The organism is Enterobacter sp. ECC_219_Taxon_10 (genome assembly GCF_058354905.1).
In genome coordinates this window covers 2,738,810-2,757,810 of sequence record NZ_CM178005.1, presented here as the reverse complement: position 1 = coordinate 2,757,810, position 19,001 = coordinate 2,738,810, and the positions used below count along the sequence as shown (strand labels likewise).

General features: G+C 51.4%; 17 protein-coding genes, 2 tRNA genes and 1 other RNA gene. 12 read left to right on the top strand and 8 right to left on the bottom strand.

The features are described from left to right. Positions 1 to 73: 73 nt before the first annotated feature. On the top strand, positions 74 to 517 hold the full coding sequence (locus AC4ICF_RS13195) for an Lrp/AsnC family transcriptional regulator (RefSeq protein WP_316379658.1): 444 nt from the start codon (positions 74 to 76) through the stop codon (positions 515 to 517). 95 nt (positions 518 to 612) lie between these two features. Here AC4ICF_RS13195 and AC4ICF_RS13190 read toward each other — a convergent pair. The 5 genes from AC4ICF_RS13190 to AC4ICF_RS13170 all read right to left on the bottom strand — a co-directional run bounded on the left by AC4ICF_RS13190 (position 613) and on the right by AC4ICF_RS13170 (position 2,499). Further along, a non-coding RNA gene (locus AC4ICF_RS13190) (RtT sRNA) lies at positions 613 to 743 on the bottom strand. 45 nt (positions 744 to 788) lie between these two features. Next, a tRNA-Tyr gene (locus AC4ICF_RS13185) sits at positions 789 to 873 on the bottom strand. A gap of 35 nt (positions 874 to 908) precedes the next feature. After that, positions 909 to 993 (bottom strand) — tRNA-Tyr (locus tag AC4ICF_RS13180). Positions 994 to 1,151: 158 nt separating this feature from the next. Further along, positions 1,152 to 1,994, bottom strand: a complete 843-nt coding sequence (purU, locus tag AC4ICF_RS13175) for a formyltetrahydrofolate deformylase (protein ID WP_003856715.1) — start codon at positions 1,992 to 1,994, stop codon at positions 1,152 to 1,154. Positions 1,995 to 2,040: 46 nt separating this feature from the next. Continuing rightward, positions 2,041 to 2,499 carry a YchJ family protein gene (locus AC4ICF_RS13170; RefSeq protein WP_116339404.1) on the bottom strand — a complete coding sequence of 153 codons (459 nt, stop codon included), beginning with the start codon at positions 2,497 to 2,499 and terminating at the stop codon, positions 2,041 to 2,043. 112 nt (positions 2,500 to 2,611) lie between these two features. On the opposite strand from AC4ICF_RS13170, the gene rssA reads away from it, so the two are divergent. The 3 genes from rssA to galU all read left to right on the top strand — a co-directional run bounded on the left by rssA (position 2,612) and on the right by galU (position 5,728). Then, positions 2,612 to 3,514, top strand: coding sequence for a patatin-like phospholipase RssA (gene rssA, locus AC4ICF_RS13165; protein ID WP_192985105.1), 903 nt, complete (start codon positions 2,612 to 2,614; stop codon positions 3,512 to 3,514). Between the two features lie 91 nt (positions 3,515 to 3,605). Further along, positions 3,606 to 4,619: a two-component system response regulator RssB gene (gene rssB, locus AC4ICF_RS13160; RefSeq protein WP_116339408.1), complete on the top strand. Its 1,014-nt coding sequence runs from the start codon at positions 3,606 to 3,608 to the stop codon at positions 4,617 to 4,619. A 200-nt stretch (positions 4,620 to 4,819) separates the two neighbouring features. Beyond that, positions 4,820 to 5,728, top strand: coding sequence for a UTP--glucose-1-phosphate uridylyltransferase GalU (gene galU / locus AC4ICF_RS13155; protein ID WP_028013435.1), 909 nt, complete (start codon positions 4,820 to 4,822; stop codon positions 5,726 to 5,728). 198 nt (positions 5,729 to 5,926) lie between these two features. On the opposite strand, the gene hns is transcribed toward galU, so the two are convergent. Further along, positions 5,927 to 6,340: a histone-like nucleoid-structuring protein H-NS gene (gene hns / locus AC4ICF_RS13150; protein WP_008502781.1), complete on the bottom strand. Its 414-nt coding sequence runs from the start codon at positions 6,338 to 6,340 to the stop codon at positions 5,927 to 5,929. A gap of 547 nt (positions 6,341 to 6,887) precedes the next feature. Between hns and tdk the strand changes: the two genes are divergently transcribed. Beyond that, a complete protein-coding gene (tdk, locus tag AC4ICF_RS13145) occupies positions 6,888 to 7,502 on the top strand; it encodes a thymidine kinase (protein ID WP_028013433.1) in 615 nt (204 codons plus the stop codon). Between the two features lie 65 nt (positions 7,503 to 7,567). On the opposite strand, the gene adhE is transcribed toward tdk, so the two are convergent. Beyond that, the gene (gene adhE / locus AC4ICF_RS13140) at positions 7,568 to 10,246 is read right to left on the bottom strand and encodes a bifunctional acetaldehyde-CoA/alcohol dehydrogenase (RefSeq protein ID WP_028013432.1); all 2,679 of its coding nucleotides are present in this window, start codon (positions 10,244 to 10,246) and stop codon (positions 7,568 to 7,570) included. A 478-nt stretch (positions 10,247 to 10,724) separates the two neighbouring features. Between adhE and AC4ICF_RS13135 the strand changes: the two genes are divergently transcribed. The 7 genes from AC4ICF_RS13135 to AC4ICF_RS13105 all read left to right on the top strand — a co-directional run bounded on the left by AC4ICF_RS13135 (position 10,725) and on the right by AC4ICF_RS13105 (position 18,614). After that, positions 10,725 to 11,372, top strand: coding sequence for a YchE family NAAT transporter (locus tag AC4ICF_RS13135; RefSeq protein ID WP_316379678.1), 648 nt, complete (start codon positions 10,725 to 10,727; stop codon positions 11,370 to 11,372). Between the two features lie 772 nt (positions 11,373 to 12,144). Continuing rightward, complete coding sequence (gene oppA / locus AC4ICF_RS13130; protein WP_028013430.1) at positions 12,145 to 13,776, top strand: oligopeptide ABC transporter substrate-binding protein OppA; 1,632 nt, start codon at positions 12,145 to 12,147, stop codon at positions 13,774 to 13,776. 83 nt (positions 13,777 to 13,859) lie between these two features. After that, positions 13,860 to 14,780: an oligopeptide ABC transporter permease OppB gene (oppB, locus tag AC4ICF_RS13125; protein WP_028013429.1), complete on the top strand. Its 921-nt coding sequence runs from the start codon at positions 13,860 to 13,862 to the stop codon at positions 14,778 to 14,780. A gap of 14 nt (positions 14,781 to 14,794) precedes the next feature. Continuing rightward, positions 14,795 to 15,703 carry an oligopeptide ABC transporter permease OppC gene (gene oppC / locus AC4ICF_RS13120; RefSeq protein WP_116339411.1) on the top strand — a complete coding sequence of 303 codons (909 nt, stop codon included), beginning with the start codon at positions 14,795 to 14,797 and terminating at the stop codon, positions 15,701 to 15,703. A gap of 11 nt (positions 15,704 to 15,714) precedes the next feature. Further along, positions 15,715 to 16,728: an ABC transporter ATP-binding protein gene (locus AC4ICF_RS13115; RefSeq protein ID WP_061097981.1), complete on the top strand. Its 1,014-nt coding sequence runs from the start codon at positions 15,715 to 15,717 to the stop codon at positions 16,726 to 16,728. Then, positions 16,725 to 17,729, top strand: a complete 1,005-nt coding sequence (gene oppF / locus AC4ICF_RS13110; protein ID WP_116339415.1) for a murein tripeptide/oligopeptide ABC transporter ATP-binding protein OppF — start codon at positions 16,725 to 16,727, stop codon at positions 17,727 to 17,729. The genes AC4ICF_RS13115 and oppF overlap by 4 nt, the downstream gene beginning before the upstream one ends. Before the next feature lie 48 nt (positions 17,730 to 17,777). After that, on the top strand, positions 17,778 to 18,614 hold the full coding sequence (locus AC4ICF_RS13105; protein WP_116341102.1) for an ion transporter: 837 nt from the start codon (positions 17,778 to 17,780) through the stop codon (positions 18,612 to 18,614). 31 nt (positions 18,615 to 18,645) lie between these two features. On the opposite strand, the gene AC4ICF_RS13100 is transcribed toward AC4ICF_RS13105, so the two are convergent. Continuing rightward, positions 18,646 to 18,975 carry an HI1450 family dsDNA-mimic protein gene (locus AC4ICF_RS13100; protein ID WP_006810881.1) on the bottom strand — a complete coding sequence of 110 codons (330 nt, stop codon included), beginning with the start codon at positions 18,973 to 18,975 and terminating at the stop codon, positions 18,646 to 18,648. Positions 18,976 to 19,001: the final 26 nt, after the last annotated feature.

The following is a 19,001-nucleotide window of genomic DNA, read 5'->3' as shown; positions in this document are numbered from 1 at the left end:
AAATGCTGTCGGGTTTTACAGGGGTGATATAAGGTTGAAAGTGTTAACTGCTTTTTAAAATTAGGTGAAACGAGTGGAATACCTTATTGATGATATCGACCGGCAAATTTTATCCTGCCTGGTAGAAGATGCGCGCATGTCTTTGAAGGTGCTCAGTGGCCGCATCGGTCTGACCTCACCCAGCACGGCAGAACGTTTGAAGCGGCTGGAAGAGCGGGGCGTGATTCAGGGATATGGTGCGCGGGTGAATCTGGCCGCGCTGGGGTATACGCTGCAGGCGCTGGTGCGCGTGCGGCCTCTGCCGGGGCTGTTGCATAAGGTGGATAAATACATTCAGGCGATGCCGGAGTGTATTGAGAGCGACAAGGTGACCGGGGAAGACTGCTTTGTGATTAGGCTGGTGGTGCGATCGATAGAGCAACTGGATGCGCAGCTGGACGGGCTGGCGGAGCATGCCCAGTGTAATACGTCGATTGTGAAGAGTTCTCCGGTGAAGCGCCGGTTGCCGCCGATGTAGATTTCTGTTGCCGGGTGGCGGCTGCGCCTTACCCGGCCTACGAAGGCGGACGCGGTTTAGTTTTAAAATGATTTTTAAGGTTATTCGGGAAATGATGGTGGTGGGGGAAGGATTACTCGGCGCGTTGCGCCTCGCCCTTCGGGTCGTTGCCTGCGGCAACGCTTTCTCGCTACGCTCGAATCGAACCTTAGTCGAAGCTTCTCATCCTTCCCCGTTATGGGAATACATGATGTCCGGTGCGAATGGAAAGTTTAGAGTTATTTGAAAGCGATGGTGGTGGGGGAAGGATTCGAACCTTCGAAGTCGATGACGGCAGATTTACAGTCTGCTCCCTTTGGCCGCTCGGGAACCCCACCAGGGGTAATTCAAATTTTGAGGTCGTGCTGAGAGATGGTGGTGGGGGAAGGATTCGAACCTTCGAAGTCGATGACGGCAGATTTACAGTCTGCTCCCTTTGGCCGCTCGGGAACCCCACCACGGGGTAATGCTTTTTAACTGGCCTGCTTCCTGCTGGAAGCGGGGCGCATCATATCAAATGAGACGCCCCTGTAAAGCATTCCTTTAGGGAAATGAAGTTGTTTGCCTGCTTTTTATCCGTAAAGGCGCAAAGCTAATCAATTCATTTTCCGAAAGATTAAAGAATGATGGTTCTGTTACCGTAGACAAAGACACGCTGCGCCAGCACCTGATACAGGGCACGACTCAGTACGTTCTTCTCAACGTCACGTCCGGCGCGCATCATATCTTCCGCGGTATAAGTGTGATCCACGTGAATCACGTCCTGCATGATGATTGGGCCTTCGTCCAGATTATCATTCACGTAGTGTGCGGTAGCGCCAATGATCTTCACGCCGCGCTCGTACGCCTGATGGTATGGGCGGGCGCCAATGAAGGCCGGCAGGAACGAGTGGTGGATGTTGATAATCTTGTTCGGGAAACGCGCCACGAAGGAAGGCGTCAGCACGCGCATATATTTCGCCAGCACCACGTAGTCCGGGTTATGCGCTTCAATGGCAGCAGCCATCAGGTTGTCATGTTCTTCACGGGTATGGCCTTCATGGCTCACCAGCTCAAACGGAATATCAAAACGCTCAACCAGCGTGCGCAGGGTTTCGTGGTTGCCGATAACAGCGGCGATTTCAACGTCAAGACCGCCGTAATTGGCCTTCATCAACAGATCGCCCAGGCAGTGAGCCTCTTTCGTCACCAGAATCACAATGCGACGACGGCCCGCTGGATTCAGCTCACGCACGGAACCTTCCGGCAGCGCGCTGTCCAGATCGGCCAGCAGGGTGGTGTCGTTGAAAATGCCTTCCAGCTCGGTGCGCATGAAGAAGCGACCGGTACGGTGGTCAACGAACTCGTTGTTCTGCACGATATTCAGTTCATGCTTGTAGCAAATGTTGGTAATTCGTGCGATCAGCCCTTTTTGATCGGGACAGATAGTGCGCAGAACTTTACGTTGTAATGATTGCATCGCCGGGAAATCCTGTTTGTATTTGCGAAGTCTGGGTTGTCAGGCGTTACTGCCCGCAACACTTTTTGAATTTTTTTCCTGAACCACAAGGGCAGGGATCGTTACGACCAAACTGTGGGCGCGTACCGTCAATATAATACCATTGCCCGCTTTCCTTTAAGAACCGGGAACGCTCGATAATGGCGCCAGGCCTGGCGTTCTCGGTAAAACGGGCAACAAAGCTGACAAAGCCTTCGTCGTCGTGGCTGCCTGGTGACGATTCAAACACGGTAAGCCCAAGCCAGTGGGTGTTGGCGAACCCGGTTTCGATCTCCTGTCTGAAATCGGCGGCGTGGCAGGACGGGTGCCAGGTTTTTATCAGGTAGTCTGCGTCTTTGATCACAAAAGCAGTATACCGTGAACGCATGAGGTGTGACGGGTCCGGTGCAACCTGATTGCCAGAAAGATATCGCTGGCAACATAGGCTATACTCCAGAGCGCTACCACAAGGGCAGAGTTGAGACACGATTCTCTTCCTGGAAAAAAATAAGGGCGTAAAACGCTTCGGGTAGCACTATGTTAACTGAGCAGTTGCGTTGACGCTATGTCAGGAATCCAGGGGAAGTAAAACAGGGCTAATGAGAAAGGTTAAAATTGGACTGGCGCTGGGCTCAGGTGCAGCCCGCGGATGGTCTCATATCGGCGTGATTAATGCCTTAAACAAAATGGGTGTTGACGTTGATATCGTTGCAGGATGTTCAATAGGATCGCTGGTCGGCTCCGCTTACGCGTGCGGCAAACTCCCTGAACTCGAAACCTGGGTACGCTCCTTCAGTTACTGGGACGTGCTGCGTCTGATGGATCTCTCCTGGCAGCGCGGTGGGCTGCTGCGCGGTGAACGCGTCTTTAACCAGTTCCGCCGGGTGATGCCTCTCGAAGATTTTACTGACTGCCGGATGCCTTTTGGCGCCGTCGCGACGAATCTCAGCACAGGCCGTGAACTCTGGCTGACCGAAGGGGATATTCACCTTGCGGTGCGTGCTTCATGCAGTATTCCAGGGCTTATGGCGCCCGTGCCTCATAACGGCTACTGGCTTGTCGATGGTGGCGTCGTGAACCCGGTTCCCATCTCTCTGACGCGTGCCATGGGGGCCGACATCGTCATCGCCGTGGATTTGCAGCACGATGCTCATCTGATGCAGCAAGACCTTATGCCGGTCAATCTCCAGAGCGAAAGTGCCGAAGTCGAAAAGCTTGCCTGGCATGAGCGCCTGCGCGGAAGAATCGGGCGTATGGCCGCACGGCGATCGGTTGCCGCGCCGACAGCCATGGAAATCATGACCACCTCAATTCAGGTTCTTGAAAATCGCCTCAAACGTAACCGTATGGCCGGCGATCCACCGGATATTCTTATTCAGCCTTACTGTCCGCAAATCTCTACCCTTGATTTCCATCGGGCTGAGGCCGCCATCGCAGCGGGCTCGCTAGCCGTCGAAAAGAAAATAGACGAGTTGCTGCCGTTTGTGCGAACAGCACGTTAAGCACCTTTTTTTGACTACTTCAGCAAAATCTGACAGGCGATAGTGCCGATAGCATGCCACTATTTAGTAACTGTCAGCCAGGGGAGGAACCATGACGCAGCCATTGGCCGGAAAACACATTTTGATTGTTGAAGACGAGCCCGTTTTCCGATCGCTACTGGATTCGTGGTTATCCTCGCTGGGAGCAAACACTTTACTGGCCGAAGATGGTGTCGACGCGCTGGAAAAAATGACCGGTATGACGCCCGATCTGATGATTTGCGACATCGCGATGCCGCGAATGAATGGGCTGAAACTGGTTGAACATTTGCGCAACGAGGGTGACCAGATGCCCATTCTGGTGATCTCCGCGACTGAGAATATGGCGGATATTGCCAAAGCATTACGTCTTGGCGTTCAGGATATTCTGCTTAAACCCGTCAAAGATCTGAGCCGGTTACGTGAAACGGTATTAGCGTGCCTTTATCCGAATATGTTTAATTCTCGCGTTGAGGAAGAGGAACGTCTTTTTCAGGACTGGGACGCGCTGGTGAGTAATCCGCCAGCGGCGGCGAAATTGCTGCAAGAGCTTCAGCCTCCCGTTCAGCAAACTATTTCCCACTGTCGCGTAAATTATCGCCAGCTGGTGGCGGCCGATCAGCCTGGGCTGGTGCTGGATATTGCACCTCTGTCTGATTCCGACCTCGCATTTTATTCTCTGGACGTAACCCGGGCAGGGGATAATGGCGTATTAGCTGCGTTGTTACTTCGTGCGCTCTTTAATGGATTATTGCAGGAACAGTTATCACATCAGGGACAACGGCTCCCTGAGTTAGGCAGTTTACTCAAACAGGTAAACCAGCTTTTTCGTCAGGCTAATTTACCCGGACAGTTCCCGCTGCTGGTTGGTTATTACCATAGCGGTTTGAAGAATCTTATCCTCGTTTCAGCAGGTCTCAACGCGTCATTGAATACCGGGGAGCACCATATTCAGGTGAGTAACGGTGTGCCGCTTGGAACACTGGGAACGGCGTATCTCAATCAAATTAGCCATCGCTGTTCTTCCTGGCAGTGCCAAATTTGGGGTGCCGGGGGAAGGCTACGCTTAATGTTGTCCACGGAATAAGCAATTGGATCTTAATTTTAAGATTGCTTTACCTGTGTTTTCTCGGGAGTGCTACTATCGCTGCCCAGATTCATGCGTATTTGTCCTAATTGATCGGCAACGCGTTCTTTTCAGACCCGGACTGCGGGGCGAGGCTGATATACTCAACGCGTTATTTATTGCATAAAAGTTCAAAACTTGAACAGCTCAGGAGAATTTGAATGGCTGCCCTAAATTCGAAAGTCAGAAAGGCCGTCATCCCGGTAGCGGGATTGGGGACCAGGATGTTACCAGCAACTAAGGCGATTCCTAAAGAGATGCTGCCTCTGGTTGATAAGCCATTAATCCAGTATGTCGTTAATGAGTGTATCGCGGCCGGCATCACTGAAATTGTGCTGGTTACGCATTCATCTAAAAACTCTATCGAAAACCACTTCGATACAAGTTTTGAACTCGAAGCCATGCTGGAAAAACGCGTTAAGCGTCAGCTGTTAGAAGAAGTTCAGTCTATTTGCCCTCCGCACGTTACCATCATGCAGGTCCGTCAGGGGCTGGCTAAAGGTCTGGGCCACGCGGTTATGTGCGCACACCCGGTTGTGGGTGATGAGCCTGTCGCGGTTATTCTGCCTGACGTTATTCTGGATGAATACGAATCCGATCTTTCCCAGGATAACCTGGCTGAGATGATCCACCGCTTCGACGAAACGGGCTGCAGCCAGATCATGGTTGAGCCTGTTGAAGATGTGACCGCTTACGGTGTGGTTGACTGCAAGGGTGTGAACCTTGAGCCTGGCGAAAGCGTGCCAATGGTTGGTGTCGTAGAGAAGCCTAAAGCCGACGTAGCGCCGTCTAATCTGGCGGTGGTGGGTCGCTATGTCCTGAGCGCTGAAATCTGGCCTCTGCTGGCGAAAACGCCTCCAGGAGCAGGGGATGAAATCCAGCTGACGGATGCCATTGATATGCTGATCGAGAAAGAGACCGTTGAGGCTTACCACATGAAAGGTAAGAGCCATGACTGCGGTAATAAGCTCGGTTATATGCAGGCGTTCGTTGAATATGGCATTCGCCATAATACGCTGGGTGAAGAATTTAAAGGCTGGCTCAAAGAGAGTATGGGTATTAAGAAATAACCCGGGCGTAAATCTCTGAAACCGGTGTGGCGCTGCCCACCGGTTTTTTTATGCCCATGAAACGCCATCACGAGCCTGTTTGTAAGCAAAACTAAATAGCCGAATAACGCTTTATGACGGAGTGTAAGAGGATGTTTGTGATAAATTGCGGGCAAAAAAAATCCCGCCAGAGGCGGGATTTTTCTGAATTCGGCGTGATTAATCCTTGATCAGGAAGTCATCCAGCTGTTTACCTTGCTCATCCATGGCTTTCTTGATTACAGCAGGAGTACGGCCCTGGCCGGTCCAGGTTTTAGTTTCGCCGTTCTCATCAACATAGCTATATTTAGCAGGACGGGCAGCGCGTTTTGCTTTGGTACCGGTTTTTGCAGCAGCCATGCTGTTCAGCAATTCATTTGGATCGATACCATCAGCAATCAGCATTTCACGATATTGCTGCAGTTTACGCGTACGTTCTTCGATTTCAGCAGCAGCAGCGCTTTCTTCTTCGCGACGTTCATTAACTACAACTTCTAATTTTTCCAGCATTTCTTCGAGCGTTTCAAGGGTACATTCTCTTGCCTGCGCACGAAGAGTACGGATGTTGTTCAGAATTTTAAGTGCTTCGCTCATTGTAGTAATCTCAAACTTATAATGGGGGGTGGTTTGTTGACCTAATAATAGAGCCATAAATTCAGATGTGCAATAGCCAGGAATGTAAGGAATTCAAAAAATACTAAATAAAGCCGCTATTATTAATTACGCTAACTTAAATTTCCTCTTCGACAGTCTCGCTTGTTATCACGATAACCTGCTTAACCCCGCCGCTTGCATCTTTTTTTGTGACATTTACCGCAGGAATTATAGTTTCGGCGGATAAATATCAGCCTTTTGTATTAGTTCCAGGCTACGGCGCTAAGGCAGGAATAGTTAATAAATAGTGAATTTTAATGAACGCGGATTCCACTATAAAAAGAAGTGTTATGTTTGGCTAACCATATAACCTATTCATCAGCATGAGCTCCATTACTCTCTGTTTTAACGTATTATTTTTGCGAAAAGAAGGTGTTTTACACCTTTCAGCACGGCATCGTTTGTGCGGCGTGTCGCTGATGACCAGACAAAATATGGTACAATGAATCATCGGGAATATTACACATTGATTAGGGTTTGACGGCCAATGGCACAACTTTATTTCTACTATTCGGCAATGAATGCCGGTAAATCCACCGCGCTGCTGCAATCCTCATACAATTACCAGGAACGAGGAATGCGTACCGTTGTTTATACTGCTGAAATCGACGATCGCTTCGGTGCAGGGAAGGTGAGTTCCAGAATAGGCCTCTCTTCGCCAGCCAGACTTTTTAACCCGCAAACTGACCTGCTGGAGGATATCCGCGCTGCGCATGCGTCAGAGCCTATTCACTGCGTTCTGGTTGATGAAAGCCAGTTCCTGACGCGTGAACAGGTGCACGCGCTCTCTGAAGTGGTTGATGAGCTCGATATCCCCGTCCTGTGCTACGGGCTGCGTACAGACTTCCGCGGGGAACTGTTTGCCGGAAGCCAGTATCTGCTTGCCTGGTCAGATAAGCTGGTTGAACTGAAAACTATCTGCTTCTGCGGACGCAAGGCCAGCATGGTGCTTCGTCTCGACCAGGCCGGAAAACCTTATGCGGACGGTGAGCAGGTGGTGATTGGCGGCAATGAACGCTATGTGTCGGTCTGTCGTAAGCATTATAAGGAAGCGTTGTCCGTAGGCTCGCTCACGGCGATCCAGCACGACAACAGAAAATAATATCTGCCGTTGTTCAGACATAAAAAAACCCGCCACGAAGGCGGGTTTTTTCATCAGGCTGTCAGTTAAGCGCTTTTCTTCGCTTTCTTGTCAGCTTTAATGACCGGAGCTTCTGTTTTCACAGCAGCAACGTCACCTTCCTTGAACTCACGACCGTAGTAGGTATCCAGCAGGATCTGTTTCAGCTCGGAGATCAGTGGGTAGCGCGGGTTAGCACCAGTACACTGGTCATCGAAGGCATCTTCAGACAGCTTGTCTACGTGAGCGAGGAAGTCAGCTTCCTGAACGCCTGCTTCACGGATAGATTTAGGAATACCCAGTTCAGCTTTCAGGCTTTCCAGCCATGCCAGCAGTTTCTCAATCTTCGCAGCAGTACGGTCGCCCGGTGCGCTCAGACCAAGGTGGTCAGCGATTTCAGCATAACGACGACGCGCTTGCGGACGGTCGTACTGGCTGAAAGCAGTCTGCTTGGTTGGGTTGTCGTTAGCGTTATAACGGATAACGTTGCTGATCAACAGGGCGTTCGCCAGACCGTGAGGAATGTGGAACTGTGAACCCAGCTTGTGCGCCATAGAGTGGCAAACACCCAGGAAGGCGTTCGCAAAAGCGATACCGGCGATGGTTGCTGCACTGTGGACACGTTCACGTGCTACAGGGTTTTTAGAACCTTCGTTGTAGGACGCTGGCAGGTTTTCTTTCAGCAGTTTCAGAGCCTGCAGAGCCTGACCGTCAGAGAACTCAGACGCCAGTACAGAAACGTAGGCTTCCAGGGCGTGAGTGACCGCATCCAGACCACCGAATGCACACAGAGATTTCGGCATCTCCATAACCAGGTTGGCATCAACGATAGCCATATCTGGGGTCAGCGCGTAGTCAGCCAGCGGATATTTCTGGCCTGTTGCGTCATCCGTTACCACCGCAAATGGTGTCACTTCTGAACCGGTACCGGAAGTGGTAGTGACGGCGATCATTTTCGCTTTCACGCCCATTTTCGGGAACTTGTAGATACGTTTACGGATGTCCATAAAGCGCAGCGCCAGTTCTTCGAAGTGGGTTTCCGGATGCTCGTACATAACCCACATGATTTTCGCGGCGTCCATTGGGGAACCACCACCCAGTGCGATAATCACATCTGGTTTGAATGAATTCGCCAGCTCAGCACCTTTGCGTACAACGCTCAGGGTCGGGTCAGCTTCAACTTCGAAGAACACTTCAGTTTCGACGCCAGCCGCTTTCAGTACAGAGGTGATCTGATCAGCGTAGCCGTTGTTGAACAGGAAACGGTCAGTCACGATGAGCGCACGTTTGTGGCCATCAGTAATCACTTCATCCAGCGCGATTGGCAGAGAGCCACGGCGGAAGTAGATAGATTTCGGAAGTTTGTGCCACAACATGTTTTCAGCTCGCTTAGCAACGGTTTTCTTGTTGATCAGGTGTTTTGGACCAACGTTTTCAGAGATGGAGTTACCACCCCAGGAACCACAACCCAGAGTCAGGGAAGGTGCGAGTTTAAAGTTATACAGGTCGCCAATACCACCCTGAGAAGCAGGGGTGTTAATCAGGATACGGGCTGTTTTCATCATCTGACCGAAGTGGGCAACACGCTCTGGCTGGTTATCCTGGTCGGTGTACAGACATGAGGTATGACCGATACCGCCCATGGCAACCAGCTTCTCGGCTTTCTCTACCGCGTCTTCGAAATCTTTCGCACGGTACATAGCAAGCGTTGGAGACAGTTTTTCGTGAGCAAACGGCTCGCTTTCGTCGACAACTTTAACTTCACCGATCAGGATTTTGGTGGTTGCCGGAACGGTAAAGCCTGCGAGTTCAGCGATCTTATAGGCTGGCTGACCCACGATAGCGGCGTTGAGCGCGCCATTTTTCAGGATAATGTCCTGAACCGCTTTCAGCTCTTTACCCTGCAGCAGGTAGCCACCGTGGCTGGCGAAACGTTCGCGTACTGCGTCGTACACGGAATCGACAACAACAACAGACTGTTCAGATGCACAGATAACGCCGTTATCGAAGGTTTTAGACATCAGAACAGACGCCACAGCACGTTTGATGTCAGCGGTTTCATCGATAACAACTGGGGTGTTACCTGCACCCACACCGATAGCTGGTTTACCGGAGCTATATGCCGCTTTAACCATGCCAGGACCACCGGTCGCCAGAATCAGGTTAATGTCCGGGTGATGCATCAGTGCGTTGGACAGCTCAACAGAAGGTTGGTCGATCCAGCCAATCAGATCTTTTGGTGCCCCAGCGGCAATTGCAGCCTGCAGAACGATGTCTGCTGCTTTATTTGTCGCGTCTTTCGCACGTGGATGTGGAGAGAAGATGATTGCGTTACGGGTCTTCAGGCTGATCAGTGATTTGAAGATAGCCGTTGAAGTTGGGTTAGTGGTTGGAACAATACCGCAAATGATACCGATAGGTTCGGCGATGGTGATAGTCCCGAAGGTGTCGTCTTCAGACAGAACGCCACAGGTTTTCTCATCTTTATAGGCGTTGTAGATATACTCAGAAGCAAAGTGGTTTTTGATCACTTTATCTTCAACGATACCCATGCCAGATTCGGCAACGGCCATTTTAGCGAGAGGGATTCGAGCATCTGCAGCAGCCAGAGCGGCCGCGCGGAAGATTTTATCAACCTGTTCTTGGGTGAAATTGGCATATTCACGCTGGGCTTTTTTAACGCGCTCGACGAGGGCGTTCAGTTCAGCGATATTAGTAACAGCCATAATGCTCTCCTGATAATGTTTAAACTCTTTTAGTAAACCAGCGCTCGATACGTCAGACAGTATAGACAGTGCCAATACGACTTGCGTTACATAAAGTAAAACAAAGGGTTACTTTATGCTCCAGTACACTAATTTACTAAAAGAGCCTTACCTTAGCATCATCCCTTTTTGTCAGGTGACCTCCCTGGGGGCGTAATCAAGATTACTCACTTCTGAGTACAGAAATCATGATCTGCGTCAATTTTCCACTAAGCTGATACCTTTCAGCAGGGTTATTTAATGGATATATTTCCACTGTTAATTAATTAAGTAACTATTGGAAGTGGCGCTATCATTGTCTCAACATATGTTTAACATTATGAAATGCTAACGTTTTGGCACAGATTTCTGGTGAAGTATGCTAATAAAAAGCGTATCTTCAGCGCGATTTTTCATGACAACGTACCAGTCCCGGGCATACGCAAAAGCGGAGCAAAACGTGATCCAATCGCTCTTTGATTTTCCTACGTATTTCAAATTTTTTATTGGTTTGTTTGCCCTGGTCAACCCGGTGGGGATCATTCCTGTCTTCATTAGTATGACCAGTTACCAGACGGCGGCGGCCCGGAACAAAACAAATCTCACCGCTAACCTGTCTGTGGCGATCATTTTGCTCACCTCGCTTTTCCTGGGAGATGCCATTCTCCAGATCTTTGGCATCTCGATTGACTCCTTCCGCATTGCGGGCGGAATCCTGGTGGTGACCATTGCCATGTCCATGATCAGCGGTAAGCTGGGAGAGGATAAGCAGAACAAGCAGGAAAAGTCAGAAACCGCTATTCGCGAAAGTATCGGCGTGGTTCCGCTGGCGTTACCCCTGATGGCCGGGCCGGGTGCCATCAGTTCGACGATTGTCTGGGGCACGCGTTACCATAGTCTCATGCACCTGATTGGCTTTTCCGTCGCAATTGCCGTTTTCGCGCTCTGTTGCTGGGGTGTATTCCGCATGGCGCCGTGGCTGGTGCGCTTGCTGGGGCAGACGGGCATTAACGTCATTACGCGTATCATGGGGCTGCTGTTGATGGCACTCGGGATCGAGTTCATTGTAACGGGTATTAAAAGCATTTTCCCCGGCTTGTTGCATTGATATTTCATATGAAAGAACGGCGCTGCGGCGCCGATTTTTTTATGTAATTATCAGCAAATCATATAAATAAAGTTGAAATGCTCACATATCATAATAAATTCTACTAATAATGTTCATTGCTTGTATTTCATAGAGTTATGAATTCCCCTCCAGTCCACCTGCGCAGAAAATCTTCGAACGCTCTGTTATTTTACTCACACGATAGTCTGGGGCTTGCTGAGTGATAACCGAAATGATATTAGTAATTTCAACATTCATGTAGATGAATGTGCTAAATAATAACCAGTTGTTAAATTTTTGTACAAAATCACGCGACGATAGCGCAGCGACGCGCTTGTAGAGAAAACTTTCTCTATCATTTTGAATATTATTGGTTTTTCTTAATGTTCAACGTCTGGCAGGGCCGCCACCAAAGATACGGCACTCACCGTAAAAGAGAATTGCTTAACAAATTTGCAAAATGTATTGGCGCGTGTTTACGCCATTTGATACTTTCCGGCCTAATATTTTGCAGCATAAAACAACCAGATGAGAATTATTTTCATATAGTCCTCTTCTCAGATATCCGGCACAGGTCTCAAACAGGGGAGGCCTGGCAAGAATCGACGCAAGACGGCCATACGAGCGGTCAGTAATAAAAAAGTCGGTGATAGCAAGAAGTAAAAAAAGAACCTGACAGCAGCAAAAAAAAACTCCTGCGCTGTACAGGCCCCAACAGGGGATTAAACAGCTGGCGAAAGCCAGTAATTATAATGAGTGGAGTACCAACACAATGTCCATCATCACAAAAAAAAATCTGGTAGCGGCGGGGATTTTAACTGCGCTAATCGCGGGCAACGCTGCAATGGCTGCGGACGTTCCGGCAGGTGTTCAACTGGCGGAGAAACAGACGCTGGTTCGTAACAATGGTGCGGAAGTGCAATCTCTCGACCCGCACAAAATTGAAGGCGTTCCTGAGTCGAACGTTAACCGCGACCTGTTCGAAGGCCTGCTGGTGACTGACGTAGACGGCCACCCGGCACCGGGTGTGGCAGAAAAGTGGGAAAACAAAGATTTCAAAGTCTGGACCTTCCATCTGCGTAAAGATGCCAAATGGTCCGACGGTACACCGGTTACCGCCGAAGATTTCGTGTATAGCTGGCAGCGTCTGGCGAATCCAAACACCGCTTCTCCGTATGCGAGCTATCTGCAGTATGGCCACATCGCCAATATCGATGACATCATCGCTGGTAAAAAGCCGGTCACCGACCTGGGCGTGAAGGCGATCGATGCTAATACCTTTGAAGTGACGTTGAGCGAACCTGTTCCGTACTTCTATAAGCTGCTGGTTCACCCGTCCGTATCGCCTGTACCAAAATCCGCTGTCGAAAAATTTGGTGAAAAATGGACACAGCCTGCCAATATCGTGACCAACGGTGCCTATAAGCTCAAAGACTGGGTGGTCAACGAACGTATGGTGCTGGAGCGTAACCCGCAGTACTGGGATAACGCTAAGACCGTTATTAATCAGGTCACCTACCTGCCAATCTCTTCCGAAGTGACCGACGTTAACCGCTACCGCAGCGGCGAAATCGACATGACCTATAACAACATGCCGATTGAACTGTTCCAGAAGCTGAAGAAAGAGATCCCGAAAGAAGTTCACGTCGATCCGTATCTGTGCACCTATTACTACGAAATCAACAACCAGAAAGCACCGTTCACCGACGTGCGCGTTCGTACTGCGCTGAAGCTGGCACTGGATCGCGATATTATCGTGAACAAAGTGAAAAACCAGGGCGATCTGCCAGCGTATAGCTACACGCCTCCGTATACCGATGGGATGAAGCTGGTTGAGCCTGAGTGGTTCAAGTGGTCACAGGAAAAACGAAACGAAGAGGCGAAAAAACTGCTGGCTGAAGCAGGATACACCGCAGATAAACCGCTGACGTTTAACCTGCTGTACAACACATCAGATCTGCATAAGAAACTGGCGATTGCGGTCGCGTCTATCTGGAAGAAAAACCTGGGCGTGAACGTTAAGCTGGAAAACCAGGAGTGGAAAACCTTCCTCGATACGCGTCATCAGGGGACCTTCGACGTGGCGCGTGCGGGCTGGTGTGCGGACTATAACGAACCGACCTCATTCCTGAACACCATGCTCAGCGACAGTTCCAACAACACGGCGCACTATAAGAGCCCGGCGTTCGACAAGATCATCGCCGAAACGCTGAAAGTGTCTGACGATGCGCAGCGCGCAGAGCTGTACGCGAAATCAGAAGAGCAGCTCGATAAAGACTCTGCAATTGTACCGGTTTACTACTACGTTAACGCCCGTCTGGTGAAACCGTGGGTAGGGGGTTATACCGGTAAAGACCCGTTGGATAATATTTCCGTTAAGAATCTCTATATTATCAAGCATTAATGGCAATACGTGGGGCGAGCCTGGCTTGCCCCACTGTGTCTACTTTGTAACATTCATCAGGCACACGCCAGAAGGTACGGGCAATGTTGAAATTTATCCTGCGTCGCTGTTTAGAAGCGATACCAACGTTATTTATTCTAATTACGATTTCCTTCTTTATGATGCGTCTCGCGCCGGGGAGTCCATTTACCGGTGAACGCACGCTGCCGCCGGAAGTTATGGCGAACATCGAGGCGAAGTATCACTTAAACGATCCCATCACCACCCAATACTTCAACTATCTGAAGCAGCTGGCGCACGGTGATTTTGGACCGTCATTTAAATATAAAGACTATTCCGTTAACGACCTGGTGGCCTCCAGCTTCCCGGTGTCGGCAAAACTGGGTGCTGCAGCATTCATTCTGGCCGTCGTTCTCGGGGTCACCGCAGGCGTTATCGCCGCGCTCAGACAAAATACCAAATGGGATTATGCCGTAATGGGGGTGGCAATGACCGGGGTAGTGATACCCAGTTTCGTTGTCGCGCCATTGCTGGTGATGATATTTGCCATCACGCTGAAATGGCTGCCCGGGGGCGGCTGGAACGGCGGGGCATTGAAGTTCATGATTTTACCGATGGTGGCATTATCGCTGGCATACATCGCCAGTATTGCGCGTATCACCCGTGGTTCTATGATCGAAGTGCTGCACTCAAACTTCATCCGTACCGCACGCGCGAAAGGGCTGCCGATGCGCCGGATCATCTTCCGCCACGCGCTCAAGCCGGCGCTGCTGCCAGTGCTTTCCTATATGGGACCGGCATTCGTCGGCATCATTACGGGTTCAATGGTTATCGAAACGATCTATGGCCTGCCGGGCATTGGTCAGCTGTTCGTTAACGGGGCGCTTAACCGTGACTACTCGCTCGTTCTGAGCCTCACGATCCTCGTGGGCGCGCTGACCATTCTCTTTAACGCCGTTGTCGATGTGCTGTATGCCGTTATCGACCCGAAAATCCGTTACTAACGCTGGAGCACGCCATGATGTTGAGTAAGAAAAACAGCGAGGTGCTGGAAAACTTCAGTGAAAAACTGGAAGTAGAAGGTCGTAGCCTCTGGCAGGACGCGCGCCGTCGCTTTATGCACAACCGTGCCGCGGTCGCCAGCCTGGTGGTTCTGGTGATCATCGCGCTTTTTGTGACCCTGGCACCTATGCTGTCGCAATTTACCTATTTCGATACGGACTGGGGCATGATGTCCAGCGCGCCGGATATGGAGTCTGGCCACTATTTTGGTACCGATTCATCCGGCCGTGATTTGCTGGTGCGCGTGGCGATTGGTGGTCGTATTTCCCTGATGGTCGGTATCGCCGCTGCGCTGGTGGCGGTGATTGTGGGGACGCTTTACGGTGCGCTCTCCGGCTACCTTGGCGGCAAAGTAGACTCAGTGATGATGCGTTTGCTGGAAATCCTGAACTCCTTCCCGTTTATGTTCTTCGTGATTTTGCTGGTGACCTTCTTTGGCCAGAACATCCTGTTGATTTTCGTGGCTATCGGGATGGTTTCCTGGCTGGATATGGCGCGTATCGTGCGCGGCCAGACGCTGAGCCTCAAACGCAAAGAGTTTATCGAAGCGGCGCAGGTAGGGGGCGTATCAACCAGTAATATCGTGGTTCGTCATATCGTGCCTAACGTGCTGGGCGTGGTGGTGGTCTATGCATCACTGCTGGTGCCAAGCATGATCCTGTTTGAATCCTTCCTCAGCTTCCTGGGGCTGGGTACGCAGGAGCCACTGAGCAGCTGGGGCGCGCTGCTGAGCGACGGCGCAAACTCGATGGAAGTTTCACCGTGGCTGTTGCTTTATCCGGCGGGTTTCCTGGTCGTCACCCTGTTTTGTTTTAACTTTATCGGCGATGGCCTGCGTGATGCCCTCGACCCGAAAGACCGTTAAGGAGCGCCGTCATGACAATAATTGAAACGGCCACCGCGCCTCAGGCGCAACAGCAGAGCAACCTTCTGCTGGATGTGAAAGACCTCCGCGTGACCTTTAAAACGCCGGACGGGGATGTGACCGCAGTCAACGATCTCAACTTTAACCTGAGCAAAGGTGAAACGCTGGGGATCGTGGGGGAATCAGGTTCCGGAAAATCCCAGACCGCCTTTGCGCTGATGGGCCTGCTGGCCGCGAACGGCGTGATTGGCGGTTCGGCAAAATTCAACGGCCGTGAAATCCTCAACTTACCGGAGCACGAGCTGAACAAGCTTCGCGCCGAGCAGATCTCAATGATTTTCCAGGATCCGATGACTTCGCTGAACCCGTATATGCGCGTCGGCGAGCAGCTTATGGAAGTTCTGATGCTGCACAAAGGCCTGGGCAAAGCGGAAGCCTTTGAAGAATCCGTCAAAATGCTGGATGCGGTGAAAATGCCGGAAGCGCGCAAGCGCATGCGCATGTTCCCGCACGAGTTTTCCGGCGGTATGCGTCAGCGCGTGATGATTGCGATGGCGCTGCTGTGTCGGCCGAAGCTGCTGATTGCCGATGAACCGACTACCGCGCTGGACGTGACCGTTCAGGCGCAAATCATGACCCTGTTGAACGAGCTTAAGCGTGAGTTCAACACGGCGATTATCATGATCACCCACGATCTCGGTGTCGTGGCAGGTATCTGTGACAAAGTGCTGGTGATGTATGCCGGGCGCACCATGGAATACGGCAAAGCGCGTGACGTGTTCTATCAGCCTGCCCATCCTTACTCCATTGGCCTGCTGAACGCGGTGCCGCGTCTTGATGCGGAAGGGGAATCCCTGCTCACCATTCCTGGCAACCCGCCAAACCTGCTGCGTCTGCCGAAAGGCTGTCCATTCCAGCCGCGCTGCCCGCACGCAATGGAAATCTGCAACAGCGCGCCGCCGCTGGAAGAATTTGCCCCAGGCCGTCTGCGCGCCTGCTTTAAGCCGCAGGAGGAGCTGGTATGAACGCAGTAGATGAAAAACGCAACGTGCTTCTCGAAATCGCTGACCTTAAGGTGCATTTCGACATCAAAGACGGCAAGCAGTGGTTCTGGCAGCCTCCGAAGACCCTGAAAGCGGTGGATGGCGTCACGCTGCGCCTGTACGAAGGGGAGACCCTGGGTGTGGTGGGAGAGTCTGGCTGCGGTAAATCCACCTTTGCGCGTGCGATTATCGGACTGGTGAAAGCCACCGGCGGCAAAGTAGCCTGGCTGGGTAAAGATCTGCTGGGCATGAAGCCCGACGAGTGGCGCGACGTGCGCAGCGATATCCAGATGATTTTCCAGGATCCGCTGGCGTCATTAAACCCGCGCATGACCATCGGTGAGATTATCGCCGAGCCGCTGCGCACCTATCATCCTAAGATGTCGCGTCAGGAAGTGCGCGACCGCGTGAAGGCGATGATGCTGAAAGTCGGCCTGTTGCCTAACCTCATCAACCGTTATCCGCACGAATTCTCCGGCGGCCAGTGCCAGCGTATTGGTATTGCTCGTGCGCTGATCCTCGAACCTAAGCTGATAATCTGTGATGAGCCGGTTTCCGCGCTGGACGTGTCTATTCAGGCGCAGGTGGTGAACCTGCTTCAGAAGCTGCAACGAGAAATGGGGCTGTCGCTGATCTTTATCGCGCACGACCTGGCGGTGGTAAAACACATCTCAGACCGCGTGCTGGTGATGTATCTCGGCCATGCCGTGGAGTTAGGTACCTACGATGAGGTGTATCACAACCCGCTGCACCCTTACACCAGAGCGCTGATGTCGGCGGTGCCGATCCCTGACCCCGATCTGGAAAAGAATAAAACGATTCAGCTTCTGGAAGGGGAATTGCCGTCGCCAATTAACCCGCCGTCGGGCTGCGTGTTCCGCACGCGATGCCCGATGGCGGGGCCGGAATGTGCGAAAACGCGACCGGTTCTGGAAGGCAGTTTCCGACATGCGGTTTCCTGCCTTAAAGTAGACCCGTTATAATCGTAAGGGCTGACATGATGTCAGCCCTTATTTTTTTGCGAGGTTATCGTGTCGCGTTTATTCACCTCAGCCCGTCGTCGGCTCTATCATCTTTTATTCGATCCCGAAACGGTATCAGGACGCCGTTTTGAAGGTCTCTGCGCGCTCTTTGCGCTACTCAGCGTAGTGGTCATATTTATTGAATCGGGTGTTGGTACGCAGTATCACCTGACATTTGAGGAATGGCATGCCTTTGTCTGGCTGGAGCTGATCATCACCCTGGTTTTTACCGCTGAGTATATTTTGCGGGTAGTTTGTTGGCCCAACCCGGCAAAGTACGTCTTCAGCTTCTGGGGCTTCATTGATTTAGCCACTATCCTGCCGCTCTATGTGATGTGGTTGTGGCCGGAGATCAGCCTCAACTATGTTTTCGCCTGGCGAGCGATGCGCGTTATTCGGGTATTACGTATCCTGAAATTGCTGCGCTTTATGCCGTCGCTGCGGGTATTCTGGAGCGCGATCGTCAGCGCACGACACCAGCTTATTCTTTTCTATTCGTTTATTGCCATTGTCATGATTGTTTTCGGCGCGCTGATGTATTTGATAGAAGGGCCGAAATATGGCTTCGCGACGCTCAATGCGTCCGTCTACTGGGCGATAGTGACCGTTACGACCGTGGGGTATGGCGATATCACGCCCCATACGCCGCTGGGGCGGATAGTGGCATCCGTGCTGATTCTGATTGGGTACTCGGTTATTGCCATCCCGACGGGGCTTATCACCACGCACATGAGCAGCGCGTTTCAGAACCATAAACAGCGGCGCAAATGTCCGAACTGCCACCAGGCCGATCATGAACACAGCGCGCGGTTTTGCAACCGCTGTGGAAGTGCGTTACCGGATTAAATAAAAAAGGCTGCCATCGCAGCCTTTTTTATTATTCGCGCCAGAGTATATGGCACAGCTTGTGGTCTTTCTCGCGACACAGCAGGACGCGGGCGAAGATGTCGTTAATTTCCCCACCGTCTTCATCAGCCAGCCCAATTACCACTTCGGCAAAGAAGTCAGGATTCAGGTCGAAATCCACATGTTCGGCCCAGTCCTCTGAAGGGTCGAACAATTCGGCACCGCCGCGCTCTTCGAACTGCAGATTAAAGAGGATCACGTCTGCGGGATCGAGGTTATCAACCGCCAGTTCGAGAAAAATGTCATAGGCCTGCTCGAGCGTTTCGTCTTCGGTCAGGCGATTGTTCAGATCCATTTCCATGATGACTACCTGTTTAACATCGTTGG

Bases quoted from the DNA above. Each gene is read 5' to 3' on its own strand.
- purU (WP_003856715.1), bottom strand. From the start codon at position 1,994: ATGCAATCATTACAACGTAAAGTTCTGCGCACTATCTGTCCCGATCAA.
- rssA (WP_192985105.1), top strand. From the start codon at position 2,612: ATGAGAAAGGTTAAAATTGGACTGGCGCTGGGCTCAGGTGCAGCCCGC.
- rssB (WP_116339408.1), top strand. From the start codon at position 3,606: ATGACGCAGCCATTGGCCGGAAAACACATTTTGATTGTTGAAGACGAG.
- galU (WP_028013435.1), top strand. From the start codon at position 4,820: ATGGCTGCCCTAAATTCGAAAGTCAGAAAGGCCGTCATCCCGGTAGCG.
- hns (WP_008502781.1), bottom strand. From the start codon at position 6,340: ATGAGCGAAGCACTTAAAATTCTGAACAACATCCGTACTCTTCGTGCG.
- tdk (WP_028013433.1), top strand. From the start codon at position 6,888: ATGGCACAACTTTATTTCTACTATTCGGCAATGAATGCCGGTAAATCC.
- adhE (WP_028013432.1), bottom strand. From the start codon at position 10,246: ATGGCTGTTACTAATATCGCTGAACTGAACGCCCTCGTCGAGCGCGTT.
- oppA (WP_028013430.1), top strand. From the start codon at position 12,145: ATGTCCATCATCACAAAAAAAAATCTGGTAGCGGCGGGGATTTTAACT.
- oppB (WP_028013429.1), top strand. From the start codon at position 13,860: ATGTTGAAATTTATCCTGCGTCGCTGTTTAGAAGCGATACCAACGTTA.
- oppC (WP_116339411.1), top strand. From the start codon at position 14,795: ATGATGTTGAGTAAGAAAAACAGCGAGGTGCTGGAAAACTTCAGTGAA.
- AC4ICF_RS13115 (WP_061097981.1), top strand. From the start codon at position 15,715: ATGACAATAATTGAAACGGCCACCGCGCCTCAGGCGCAACAGCAGAGC.
- oppF (WP_116339415.1), top strand. From the start codon at position 16,725: ATGAACGCAGTAGATGAAAAACGCAACGTGCTTCTCGAAATCGCTGAC.
- AC4ICF_RS13100 (WP_006810881.1), bottom strand. From the start codon at position 18,975: ATGGAAATGGATCTGAACAATCGCCTGACCGAAGACGAAACGCTCGAG.